Below are 12618 nucleotides of genomic sequence, written 5' to 3'. Positions count from 1 at the left end.
CCGATAGCTGACAAGGAGTTGCGCTTCATGGAAATTGAAGAATTCGGCTACAAGCAAGAGTTGAAACGTAGCCTGACGCTGACCGATCTGGTGGTGTACGGGATGATCTTCATGATCCCCATCGCCCCGTTCGGTGTGTATGGCTACGTCAACGCCGAAGCACCGGGGATGGTGCCGCTGGCGTACATCATCGGCATGGTGGCAATGCTGTTCACCGCGCTGAGTTACGGCAGCATGGCCAAGGCCTTTCCGGTTGCCGGCTCCGTATATTCCTACGCGCAACGCGGGCTTAATCAACACGTCGGCTTCATCGCTGGCTGGCTGATGCTGCTCGATTACCTGCTGATTCCGCCGCTGCTGTACCTGTATTCGGCGATGGCGCTCAACCATTTGTACCCAGACATTCCCAAGGTCGGCTTCATCCTGGCGTTTCTGGTCAGCGCGACGTTCGTCAACCTGCGCGGCATTACCTTCACCGCGCGGATGAACATGCTGTTCCTGCTGGCACAAATGGTGGTGCTGGGCATCTTCCTGTTCTACGCCTGGAACGCCCTGCACAACGGTGGCGGTAACGGCGAGCTGACGCTGGCGCCGCTGTATCACCCGCAAACCTTCAACTTCGCCCTGCTGATGCAAGCGGTGTCGATCGCCGTGCTGTCGTTCCTCGGCTTCGACGCGATCTCCACCCTCGCCGAAGAAATCAAGGAAGATCCGGGCCGCAGTGTCGGCAAGGCAGCGCTCATCACTCTGGCAGTGATGGGCACGATTTTCGTAGTACAAACGTGGATCGCCACCGATCTGGCAGCGGGCATGGGCTTCAAATCCGCCGACACCGCGTTTTATGAAATTGCCGAAATCGCCGCCGGCAGCTGGCTGGCGACCCTGACCGCCGTCGCCACGGCGCTGGCCTGGGGCGTCGCGGTGGCGATCACCTCGCAGGCCGCCGTCTCGCGTCTGCTGTTCGGCATGGCCCGCGACGGCAAGCTGCCGAAGGTGCTGGCCAAGGTCCACCCGAAACACAACACGCCGTACCTGAGCATTTATCTGGTAGCGGTATTGTCGCTGCTGATCTGCTACCTGTTCATCGACGCGGTCGACATTCTCACCTCGCTGATCAACTTCGGCGCCCTCAGCGGTTTCATGCTGCTGCACCTGACGGTGATCAACCACTACTGGCGTCGGCAGAAGTCGGGGCAGTTTGTGCGCCATCTGCTCTGCCCGGTGATCGGCTTCATCATCGTCGCCGCTATCATGTACAACATGGGCGTCGATGCGCAGAAACTCGGCCTGATCTGGATTGCCCTGGGCCTGGTGTACCTGTTCTTCCTCAACAAGCTCGGCGCCAGCACAGCGCTGCCCGATCCGAGCAAAGGCTGACAAGAAAAAGAGCGGCGTCTGACAACAAATCAGGCGACCGCCGATTCAACGCGTGGAAACCGACAGTGATAGTCAGGTTCGGCGAATGGGCCAAACCTTTTGATACAGGAGTACATCCATGCTGGTCTTACGCCCAGTCGAGCAGAATGATCTGCCCCAGCTACAGCGCCTGGCCCGCGAGAGCCTGATCGGCGTGACCTCGCTGCCGGATGACAGCGAGCACCTGCGCGAAAAAATCGCCGCGTCGTGCGCGTCCTTCGATAGCGCCGCCAAGGCGCAGGGGCCGGAGAACTACTTCTTCGTGCTGGAAGATCTCGAACGCCGGCAATTGGTCGGCTGCTCGGAAATCCTCGCCACCGCCGGCTTCAAGGAGCCGTTCTACAGCCTGCGCAACCGCCATTTCACCAGTGCTTCGCGGGAATTGAACATCGAGCACGGCGTACCGGCGTTGTCGCTATGCCATGACCTCAGCGGGCATACCTTGCTACGCGGTTTCCACATTGACGCCGCGCTGGTGCGTACGCCGTTTTCCGAACTGTTGTCGCGGGCGCGCCTGCTGTTCGTTGCTGCGCATGCACAGCGGTTCTCCGAGGCGGTGATCACCGAAATCGTCGGCTATAGCGACGAGCAGGGTCATTCGCCATTCTGGGATGCGCTGGGCAAGCACTTTTTCGATCTGCCCTACGCGGAAGCCGAGCGTCTGTGCGGTTTGCAGAGCCGCACGTTCCTCGCCGAACTGATGCCGCAATACCCGATCTACGTACCGATGCTGCCGCCAGCAGCGCAGGACTGCATCGGCCGCGTGCATCCGGACGGCCAGGAAGCCTTCGACATCCTCGCGCGGGAAGGCTTCGAAACCAACAGCTACATCGACCTGTTCGACGCCGGCCCGACCCTGTATGCGCGCACCGCGAACATTCGCTCGATCGCCGACAGCCAAACGGCCATCGTCCGCCAACAACCATCGACCGACGCCCGTGGCCGTTACCTGCTGAGCAACGACGCCCTGCATGACTACCGCGCGATGGTCACCGAACTCGACTATCACCCCGGTCAGCCGCTGCCCCTGACACCCGCCATCTGCGCGGCGCTGAAGGTCAGCGATGGCAGCTCGATACGGCTGGTCGCTCTGTGAGCCGCGTTAGCCATCCGCGCCTGAATCGGTACGCCAAAGGAGTTGGAGCATGATTGTCCGTCCGGTAAAAGTCAGCGACCTGCCTGCGTTGATGACCCTCGTTGAACAGGCAGGGCCAGGTTTCACCACCCTTCCTGCCAACGAGGACCGCCTCGCACATCGAGTGCGTTGGGCACAGCGCGCATTCGCCGAACAGGTGGAGCGCGCCGATGCCGATTACCTGTTTGTCCTCGAGGATGATGAGCAGCGCGTGGTCGGTGTCAGCGCGATGGCCGGCGCCGTTGGCCTGCGCGAGCCCTGGTACAACTATCGGCTTGGGGTGACCGTCAGTTCGGCACCGGACCTGGGCATTCAGCGGCAGATCCCGACATTGTTCCTGAACAACGAACTGACCGGCCAATCGGAGCTGTGCTCGCTGTTCCTGCGCCATGACCAGCGCAACGGCAGCAATGGCCGCTTGTTGTCGCTGGGTCGTCTGCTGTTCGTCGCCGAATTTCCGCATCTGTTTGGCGAGAAGATGATCGCCGAACTGCGCGGCAGTGCCGATGAAAACGGTTGCTCGCCGTTCTGGGACAGCCTGGGCCGACACTTTTTCCAGATGGATTTCACCCACGCCGATCACTTGTCCGGCCTGGGCAACAAAGCCTTTATCGCCGAACTGATGCCGCGCCAGCCGCTGTATACCTGCCTGCTCACCGAACAGGCGCAGGCGGCGATTGGTCAGACGCATCCGAACACCCAGCCGGCGTTGAAAATTCTTCAAGCTGAAGGCTTTGCGCACAAAGGCTATATCGACATTTTCGACGGTGGCCCGGTCATCGAGGCGCCAATCCGCAGCATCCGCACGGTACGTGACAGCCTCGAACTGACCCTGAGCCTCGGCATCCCGGACGAGCAGGCGCCGCTATGGCTGATTCACAACCGCCGGCTGGAAAACTGCCGCATCACCGCGGCCCACGGTCGACTGGTGGGCAACAGCCTGGTGGTTGATCGTCTCACCGCCAAGCGCCTGCAACTTCAGCCGGGCAATTCAGTGCGCGCAGTGCTTCTGCCCCATCAACAGCAACATGCCGTGGCGGCCTGATATTTCCGGCACGGGAGATTAAACCTTTCAGCCGCCAGTCCTGCCGCGCAAATTCGTCATGATTCTTGACCCATTCGCGTGATAGCCTTTTCATTCTTCGGCGTTGACACCTTTGCTCAAGCCTTTCCATTCCTTATGTATTGGTGGAACTCGTATGACCAGGCTTTCCCATCAAGATTTGCGCCGCAATTTCCGTCAGCTGCTGGCCTCCGACACCTGCTACCACACGGCTTCGGTGTTCGACCCGATGTCGGCCCGTATCGCCGCTGACCTGGGTTTTGAAGTAGGTATCCTCGGCGGTTCCGTGGCTTCGCTACAGGTGCTCGGCGCACCGGACTTCGCCCTGATCACCCTTAGCGAATTCGCCGAACAGGCCACGCGCATCGGTCGCGTCGCCCAATTGCCAGTGATCGCAGATGCCGACCACGGCTACGGCAACGCCCTTAACGTGATGCGCACCATCGTCGAACTGGAACGCGCCGGCGTCGCTGCACTGACCATCGAAGACACCCTGCTGCCCGCGCAATTCGGGCGCAAATCCACCGACCTGATCACCGTAGCCGAAGGCGTCGGCAAGATCCGCGCGGCGCTGGAAGCCCGGGTTGACACCGAGATGGCCATCATCGCCCGCACCAATGCCGGCATTCTGCCGAACCAGGAAATCATCAGCCGCACCCGCCAATATCAAGCGGCGGGCGCTGACGGTATCTGCATGGTCGGCGTGCAGGACTTCGATCAACTGGAACAAATCGCCGAACATCTGACCGTGCCGTTGATGCTGGTCACCTACGGCAACCCGGCCCTGCGCGACGACAAACGCCTGGCCGAACTGGGAGTACGCGTGACCATCGACGGCCACGGCGCCTACTTCGCCGCGATCAAGGCCACCTACGACAGCCTGCGCGAACAGCGGCAGATCTTCACCCAGGCCTCCGATTTGAGCGCGACCGAGTTGACCCACACCTACACCCAGCCGGAGGAATACATTCTCTGGGCCAAGGAATATATGAGCGTCAAGGAGTGACGGTTTGCCCGAGCTGACGCCATCGCTGGCAAGCCAGCTCCCACAGGGTTTGCGTTGAACCATCGATTGAGGTTTAACGCGCAACCTGTGGAGCCTGGCTTGCCAGAGATGAGGGTAGCCGTCACAGCGCTGAACCGACGTAAGTAACTGAGCAACGTCTCGGCTAATCGATCAATACCGATAAACCGCTGCCGCCCCCGTCTCAGTCGGCATCGAGCGTTCCGGCGGTACAACCACCACCTCACCGCCCTGGCGGATCACCGCCAGAATCAGTTCGTCGAGTACGTCCTTCGAATGAATTTTGCGGCTATCAGCAGCCTCGCGGTTCAGCGCATTGGCCGCAATGGTCCCGGCAATTTCACGCTCGGCCTCAACCAGCAACAAAGCTACCCTGCCCTCTACCGCTGCCTGGGCAATCTCCGACAAATGTTGCCCCACCGCTCCCTGACCGAGCGCCACGCCATAGCGATCGAATGCTTTGTTCAGCCCATCGTCATGACGCTTGCGTAACAAAACCGCGCAGGCTGCCGCCAGTTGCGCGGGCTGAAGCGTTGCCGGATCCCGCTCGATGCCGTCGGGTAACAGAAACGGGTTATGGCTCACCGTACGGAAGACCGCCTGGTTCTCCGGCAGCGCTACGAGCACCAGCGGCAGGCTGGACTGGCGCGAGCAATGCTCAGTGACAGCTTTATCGACCGCGCGGAAAAACCGCTCTCGATCGAGGTTGATTTCATCCTGCTTACCGCCACCGCCCGACTCGTGCATCATCGGATCACCACGCTCCCCCCCACCGCTGAAGCCATCGGGATGGCCCTGCTGATCGCGTGGCGTGAGCTCGTTACCGAGCGCATCCGCCAGTCGGGTGGGCACCGCTTCGGGCAGCTCGACCTCCTGCATCTGCTGCCCCGTCCCTTGATACATCTGCACGCTGTCACGGGACAGGCACAGCACTTGGCAACGATCAATCACCGGCGCCAGGCGCAGCAACGGCTTGAGATACGGATGGCTGTTGACGATGACCGCTTCGCGAACCGCCTGATGCAGGCCGACCACGATGAAATGCTCCTCGCCGCCGAAAACTGCGATGGACTCGGGGCAGGTGTTCCAGAAGGACTGATCGTCCAGCAGCTCATGAAATGGCGCGAGCACGATGTCCCTGGGCGACTCGGGAGAATGTTGTTCGAGCAAACTTTCGAGTTGCCTGACCAGATTCTTGAAACGGATCGGGTCTTGCGAGCGTTCCGGAAAGGTTCGATGCGCCGGCATGTACAGGCTGAGGTTGAGACGGTCATTCAGGGCCAACAGTGTGCTCAGCGTTTCGTGGGTAAAGGTTTGAATCCGGGCCATGACGACACTCCTTACTCTTTCTCCAGGTCAACTTGTCTGGCGAGAAACTCGTCTTCGAGCATGGCGTCGATTTCCGCTTGCGAATCCTCCCGGACCGGCGGTGCCGTCAGGCGTCCGGTCGATTCGACGCGCGGCGACAGGCGCCCCACCAGGTGCTCCAGCGCATGGGCAATCTTTTTTGCCGCTCCGGCGACGGCCAGCTCCAGACTTTCGGCATGATGGCTGGCCGACAGCGAGGTGTGCCCCTTGGGATGCGCCTCGATCTGGCAGCGCTTGTCTTGCGCACCGGATTTCTGTGCGTTGACGTCGCCAACGTGAATTTCCAATCGGGTCAGAAAAGACGTATAGCGGTCCAGTTCATCGACCACCGTACTGCCCACCCAGTCCTGCAGTTCGGCGCTGCCTTCGATATGGTTGCTGTCTACTTGTACTTGCATGGTGAAATACTCCGCGTGCTCTGGGCTTGAGAGGCAATCAGCAGCTTCCCGGCGGGATGCCGTCCTTGTTGAAGTCCTTAAAGCGCTCGCGCTCCTGTTCGGTGGAATGCGCAGGCAAGGTGTCGTTCGGCTGATTGTTCGGCGGGTTGTTCGGTTGATCTTTCTTTTCATCAGTCATGATGACGCTCCCGTTGGTTGCTACACGTGCGGCGCCTTGCGATCGCTGAGGCTGTTCGTCTTCGTGGCCTTTCGGTAGTCGAAGCGACGAGATTTTCAAACAATCGCGCTGCTCACGCGCAAGGCTCTCGAGGGTAAATTCACGCGCGTCATCCGCCACGTTTATCAGCAACTGCCAATCGTCACGGGTGATCCATTCGTGCAGCAGCAATTCGTCGGCACGCTGGATCAGGGTGCGGTGATAATCCTCGGGGAAATCCAGGCGATAGGCGTCGTCCTCCAGCAACAGACGCCACGCTTTCAGTTCCATTTCAAGATCGGTTTCACTCACGGCGGTGTCCTTCTCGGATCGGTGGTTGCACGTTGAACGCATCGTCGTCGAGCTTGCTGATCGGTTTGCCAGCGAGCTCTCGCCAAGTGAAAATCTGTTTGTCCAGCGGGGTGCCTTTGTTGTCCAGCAGAGTGTCAATTCTTGTCATCTGTCGTTCTCCTCATCAGTCAACACGCAGCGCCTGTCGAGGCTCACCGTGCAAAGTCGACTGCGCCTATCGTGCGCTCATTCCTCTGCGTCGACGGGCGGCGTGATACAGCGAAACGGCCGTATTGAAAGGGCTGCGGTCTCATGGAGATGACAAGCAAGCAATCAGGAAGCTTCGGTTTTTTTGCACTGAAAACCGATGAGCGGTGTGTAGCTTTAATGGGATTGAAGCGCAGCGAGGTTGGCACAACAGGCACAATCTCAGCGCTTGTGCCGGTTTTCCAGTGCGCCCGGAACCGTCTCAAGCACAGGCGCAGCTCACTCGAGGAGCCGCGCTCTGTTTTTTACCGACTGGTGTTCTGATCGTACCTACAATCAAGACACCCGTAGCTTCAACGCGGCTTGGCCAGTTCGATGATCATCCGCGACAACAGATAAATCCGCGGCGCCACGCTCGCCACTTCGGCATATTCCTCAGGCGTGTGAATATTGCCGCCGACAATCCCGAAGCCATCCAGCGTCGGCGTCCCTACGCCTGCGGACAGACTGGCATCCGCCGCGCCACCACTGCCCTCCTCAGTCAGCTTGCGGCCAATCTCGCCGTAAATTCCCTGGGCCATGGCCATCAGGCGATCCGATTCAGCAGTTTGTGGCATCGGCGGTAAACCGCGCTGCAAGGACGTTTTCACTTCGGTCTCGGCAATCAACTTGTCCTGCGATACCCGCGCCAGATCCTTCTCGATGCGATCAAATTCCTCCGGCACTGCCGCGCGCACATCCGCCTTGGCCGTGGCCTGATCGGGAATCACGTTGGTGCGATCGCCAGCCTTGAGCACGGTGAAGTTGATGGTGGTTTTCTTCGCTTCATCGCCGAGCTTGCCCAGTTGCAGAATCTGGTGCGCCGCTTCCATCGCCGCGTTCCGTCCCAACTCTGGCGCGACGCCGGCGTGGGCGGCCTTGCCTTTGACTTCGAGGAGCGCCGTCGCACTGCCCTTGCGCCACACCACCAGGCCATCGGCCGGGCGGCCCGGTTCGAGGTTGAGGGTGACGTCGTGCTGTTTGGCGGTTTTCTTGATCAGGTCGGTGGCGACGTCCGAGCCGGTTTCTTCGCTGGCGTCGAGCAGGAAGGTGATTTGCGCGTAGTCCTTGAAGTCGAGGTTCTTCAGCACTTTAAGCGCGTAGATGCCGGCGACGATGCCGCCCTTGTCGTCCATCACCCCCGGCCCGTAGGCACGGCCGCCCTTGATGTGGAATGGCCGCTCGGCCGCGGAGCCTTCCTTGAACACCGTGTCCATGTGCGCCATCAGCAGGATTTTCGCCTTGCCGGTGCCTTTGAGCGTGGCCAGCACGTGGTTGGATTTTTCCGGCGTGTTGGGTACCAGTTCGATGGTTGCGCCGAGTTTTTTCAGCTCATCGATGGCGATGTCGCTGACCTGTTTCAGGCCCGGTTCGTAACCGGAACCGGAGTCTATATTGACCAGTCGTTCCAGTAACTTCAGGGCTTCGGGCTGGTACTGCTCGGCATCGGCGAGCACTTGTTTATGTGGTTCGGCGCAAGCGTTTACGGCCGAGAACGCGAGGGACAGACCGAGACTGGCGGCCAGCAGAGAGCGGGGAAATGAGAACGTCATGAAGCAGTCCTTGTTTCGTGTCGGGGGACTTCAACCGTAACCGACATCGGCGCGAGGCTCTATAGCGGATGCGACACTGATCTAACCGACAACACATACCCCCGGTGGGAGCGAGCCTGCTCGCGAAGGCGTCGTGGCAAACCATATTGATACCGACTGACCCAGCGCTTTCGCGAGCAGGCTCGCTCCCACAGGCATCAGCAACCCTCGTCAAACCGAATCCAGCAGCGCCTGCCTCGGTTTGTTGTCACTGTTGCAGATCACCCGATTGCGCCCACTGGCCTTGGCTTCGTACAACGCCTGATCGGCCTCATCCAGCCAACGCGTGGCGTCGGCATGACTCGGGTCGTAGGCGGCCAGACCAATGCTCAGACTGACCTTCAACGCCGGGTTCTGCTCGTAGCCCATCACCGCGAAACGCTCGCGCAAGGCTTCCATGGCCTGAGCGGCGTTGAACAGTGGCAGCTCCGGCAGGATCACGCAGAACTCATCCCCGCCGTATCGCCCGGCCACATCCGTGGCGCGCAGATTCTGTTTGAGCAGTTTGCTCAACTGGCGCAGGACGATATCGCCGGCGACGTGGCCGTAGGTGTCATTGATCGCCTTGAAGTGATCGATGTCGATCAAGGCTATTGCCGCGCCCTGCTGCTGGCGGTTGCAGCGCTGGAATGCGAGGTTCAGTTGATCCTTCCACGCGCCGTGATTGAGCAGACCGGTCAGGCTGTCGGTGCGACTCAAAGCCAACAGCTCACGCTTGTGCCGACCGAGGGTCGAGGCCTGACGAAAGCAGATCCAGCCCAGCGCCAGCGGATACAGCAACAGCAACGGCAAACAGGCGTAGAGCTGCAGCGGCGTTGTTGGCGGGATGAACGCCGGCGCAAACACCACCAGCCCGACGCCGATGCCCAATAGCTGCGCCGCCGACCCGGCGAGCAAAACGCCCACCGCCAATGGCGACGTTGTTCATTGCCATCATCGAAATCGTGGTTGCGCTGGGCAGCGGATTGAACTGCATGGCGGCGACCCAGAAGCCGCCCATGAATGCGTCGATCAGCAAATTGCGGTGTTCGGCGCGGTATGGAGTGTTGGAGCTTCGCGCCCATAGAAAGGCCAGATGCGGCCAGACCAGGCCGTTGAAGAGCATCAGGCCCCACACCCACAGCGGCGGATCGAGCGCGTGCATCGCCACGCTGACACACATCAGCCCGAGCAGCAGCCCGAACACCCGCGACCTGTAAAGCCTCCTGGCCAGTGAAAGTCCCTTTCCTCGCGTATTTCCCATAAGGGCCTCGACCGCGCGATGCATGGTTACATCCCGACAAGGATGTGTCCGGAGTCTATCAGGGCGCCGTTAAATAGCCATCACCGGCCAGCGGCCTGAATAGAGCGCTATCAGCGCCGCACGCGCGGCCCAGAGTTGGCTATAAATGAAAGAGGGGAAATGGAAAAACAACTATAAAAAGGGGGCACATGCATACCTACGCTGTGTTGATCATCGGCAGCGGTTTCGGCGGCCAGTGCGCGGCGGTCAACCTGCTCAAGGCCGGAATCGACGACTTTCGCATTCTCGAGCGACGCGACTTCTTCGGCGGCACCTGGTGCCAGAACACCTACCCCGGCGCAGCAGTGGACGTGCCGTCGCCGCTGTATTCGCTGTCATTCGCACCCTACCGCTGGTCGCAGATGTTCGCCGAACAGGCGGAACTGCGGCGCTACACCGAACAGCTGATCGAGCAGTTCGGTTTACGCGAGCGCGTGGAACTGGGGGCCGATGTCGAGCGCGTCGAATGGGACGAAGCGGAAAAGCGTTGGTTGGTGCACACCCGCGCCAGAGGTACTTTCCGAACCCAATTCCTGATCAATGCTTCCGGGCCGTTGAGTCAGCCGGTCATCCCCAACTTTCCCGGGATGGATCGCTTTCAAGGCAAGACTTTTCATACAAATAACTGGGACCACAGCTACGACTATCGCGGTAAACGCGTGGCGATCGTCGGCAGCGGCGCCAGCGCCGCCCAGGTGATCCCGGCGATAGCGCCACAAGTCGAACAGCTGCATGTGTTCCAACGCACGCCGCATTGGGTGCTGCCGCGTGCCGATCGCAAATTCGGCCATTTCCAGCGCTGGCTGCTTGGCCTGAAACCGGCATACAAACTGCTGCGCTGGCTGATCTACTGGCAATTCGAAACCCGGGTGATCGCTTTCAAATACTCGAAACCGGCGATTCACCTGGTCCAGCAACATGCGCTGCGTTTTCTCAAACGTCAGGTTCCGGACCCGCTGCTGCGGCAGAAACTCACCCCGGACTTCACCATCGGCTGCAAACGGGTGCTGGTGTCCAGCACGTACTACCCGGCGCTGAGCCGCGCCAACGTCACGTTGCACAGTCGCGAGCACGGCATCGCTTCGATCGACGAAAGCGGGATCAATACCGTGGGCGGCGAGCATCTCGATGTTGATCTGATCGTCTGGTCCACCGGTTACGACGCCACCGACGGGGTGATTTCCTACCCGGTCAGCGGCAAAAACGCGGTGCAACTCAGAGATGTCTGGGCCGAATACCCGCGCGCCTACCTCGGCACCAGCCTGCCGGATTTCCCCAACCTGTTTATCGTCACCGGGCCGAACACCGGCATTGGCCACACCTCGGCGCTGTTCATCATCGAATCGCAGATGAACTACATCCTCGACTGCATCCGCACCGTACGGGCCAAAGGCCTGCGCAGCATCGAAGTGCGCCGTGACGCAGAACGTACCTACACTGCAATGATCCACCGGGAAATGCAGCGCACGGTGTGGAAGTCCGGTGGTTGCCACAGTTGGTACCAGAGCAAGAGCGGTCATGTGATCGCCATGTTTCCCGGCTTCAGTTTCAGCTATCACCTGCTGACCCGGGCGCTGAAACCGGCCGACCATATTTTGTCCTGAACACGTAAAAGGAAGACGTCGATGCTTTTGCTGTTTGTCGCACTCGCAGTTTTCGTGGCCTGGAGCTGGCTGAGTTATCCGGCGGTTGGCCATTGGCTGTACGACCTGGCCATGGCCAGCGAGGCCAGGTTGTACAAATTGCACAAGATCGAAGTGCCGATCGCCGAGATGACCGTGTCGACCTGGCAAGGCGGGCCGTACGAGGCGTCCAGCGCGATCCTGATGCTGCACGGCTTCAGCGCCGACAAAAACCTCTGGCTGCGCTGCGCCCGGCATTTCGTCCGTCAGTATCGGGTGATCATTCCGGATCTGGCCGGCCACGGTGAGACTGGCTTCAAGGCTGGCGGCGGTTATGACATCGCGGTTCAGGCCAAACGCATGATTCAACTGCTCGATGTCTGCGGCGTGGAGAAAGTCCATGTCATCGGCAATTCCATGGGCGGCTATATCGCCGCGTGGCTGGCGGCGACCTATCCGGAGCGAATCGCTTCGCTGGCCTTGATCGACCCGGCCGGCGTCACCGCACCGGAGCCGAGCGACATGGAGCGCCATCTGGCGCGCGGGCACAATCCGTTCCTGATCAACTCCCGCGAAGAATTCCAGCGCTTCTACGCGATGACCATGGAGTCGCCGCCGTGGGTACCGAAGCTGGTGCTGGACGCCGTCGCCCAGCGCTATGAGCAACAACGTGACGAGCTCGAAGAAATCTTCCGCGACTTCCGCGCCAGCCCGCCGATGGAGCCGAAACTGGCCGAGATCAAATGCCCGGCGCTGTTGCTGTGGGGGCGCAAGGATCGCCTGATCGACGTCAGCAGCGTGCCGGTGTGGAGCAAAGGCATCGCCAATCTCGAAGTGGATGTGTGGGATCACGTCGGGCACATGCCGATGGTCGAACAGCCGGGAAATACCGCGCGGCTGTACGGGGAATTTCTGGAACGAAAGCGATGAAGATAGATATTCGCGATGCCTCAGGTGGCGCAACTGATCGTTCCCATGCTCTGCG

The 12618-nt window shown here is 60.4% G+C and carries 11 protein-coding genes and 1 pseudogene; 6 read left to right on the top strand and 6 right to left on the bottom strand.

The genetic code is table 11. The features are described from left to right. Positions 1 to 27 precede the first annotated feature (27 nt). The 4 genes from OC605_RS17850 (at position 28) to OC605_RS17835 (ending at position 4620) form a co-directional block, all read left to right on the top strand. Positions 28 to 1377, top strand: coding sequence for an APC family permease (locus tag OC605_RS17850; RefSeq protein ID WP_262138519.1), 1350 nt, complete (start codon positions 28 to 30; stop codon positions 1375 to 1377). Positions 1378 to 1495: 118 nt separating this feature from the next. Next, on the top strand, positions 1496 to 2512 hold the full coding sequence (locus OC605_RS17845; RefSeq protein ID WP_262138517.1) for an arginine N-succinyltransferase: 1017 nt from the start codon (positions 1496 to 1498) through the stop codon (positions 2510 to 2512). Between the two features lie 49 nt (positions 2513 to 2561). Next, the gene (astA, locus tag OC605_RS17840) at positions 2562 to 3596 is read left to right on the top strand and encodes an arginine N-succinyltransferase (protein WP_262138515.1); all 1035 of its coding nucleotides are present in this window, start codon (positions 2562 to 2564) and stop codon (positions 3594 to 3596) included. 154 nt (positions 3597 to 3750) lie between these two features. Further along, a complete protein-coding gene (locus OC605_RS17835) occupies positions 3751 to 4620 on the top strand; it encodes an oxaloacetate decarboxylase (protein WP_016774123.1) in 870 nt (289 codons plus the stop codon). A gap of 171 nt (positions 4621 to 4791) precedes the next feature. Here the strand turns inward: OC605_RS17835 and OC605_RS17830 are convergent, their stop codons facing one another. The 6 genes and pseudogenes from OC605_RS17830 to OC605_RS17805 form a co-directional block, all read right to left on the bottom strand. Further along, positions 4792 to 5967 (bottom strand): hypothetical protein, encoded by a 1176-nt coding sequence (locus tag OC605_RS17830; RefSeq protein ID WP_262138513.1) that lies wholly within the window; start codon positions 5965 to 5967, stop codon positions 4792 to 4794. Positions 5968 to 5978: 11 nt separating this feature from the next. Continuing rightward, positions 5979 to 6404 carry an HPF/RaiA family ribosome-associated protein gene (locus OC605_RS17825; RefSeq protein ID WP_262138511.1) on the bottom strand — a complete coding sequence of 142 codons (426 nt, stop codon included), beginning with the start codon at positions 6402 to 6404 and terminating at the stop codon, positions 5979 to 5981. Positions 6405 to 6441: 37 nt separating this feature from the next. After that, positions 6442 to 6912 carry a hypothetical protein gene (locus OC605_RS17820; RefSeq protein ID WP_262138680.1) on the bottom strand — a complete coding sequence of 157 codons (471 nt, stop codon included), beginning with the start codon at positions 6910 to 6912 and terminating at the stop codon, positions 6442 to 6444. Continuing rightward, on the bottom strand, positions 6905 to 7060 hold the full coding sequence (locus tag OC605_RS17815; protein ID WP_262138678.1) for a hypothetical protein: 156 nt from the start codon (positions 7058 to 7060) through the stop codon (positions 6905 to 6907). The genes OC605_RS17820 and OC605_RS17815 overlap by 8 nt, the downstream gene beginning before the upstream one ends. Before the next feature lie 391 nt (positions 7061 to 7451). Then, entirely contained in the window at positions 7452 to 8690 is a 1239-nt protein-coding gene (locus OC605_RS17810; protein ID WP_262138509.1) for a M20/M25/M40 family metallo-hydrolase, read from the bottom strand. A 210-nt stretch (positions 8691 to 8900) separates the two neighbouring features. Beyond that, positions 8901 to 9972: pseudogene (locus OC605_RS17805) on the bottom strand (diguanylate cyclase). Positions 9973 to 10160: 188 nt separating this feature from the next. Here OC605_RS17805 and OC605_RS17800 point away from each other — a divergent pair. Continuing rightward, positions 10161 to 11615, top strand: coding sequence for a flavin-containing monooxygenase (locus OC605_RS17800; RefSeq protein WP_122601703.1), 1455 nt, complete (start codon positions 10161 to 10163; stop codon positions 11613 to 11615). 21 nt (positions 11616 to 11636) lie between these two features. Next, entirely contained in the window at positions 11637 to 12563 is a 927-nt protein-coding gene (locus OC605_RS17795; protein WP_262138505.1) for an alpha/beta fold hydrolase, read from the top strand. Positions 12564 to 12618 lie beyond the last annotated feature (55 nt).

This window comes from Pseudomonas sp. Marseille-Q5117 (assembly GCF_946901175.1).
Taxonomy (GTDB): Bacteria; Pseudomonadota; Gammaproteobacteria; order Pseudomonadales; family Pseudomonadaceae; genus Aquipseudomonas; species Aquipseudomonas iranensis.
Note: the sequence above shows the minus strand (reverse complement) of the source record. Positions and strands in the feature narration are given on the sequence as shown.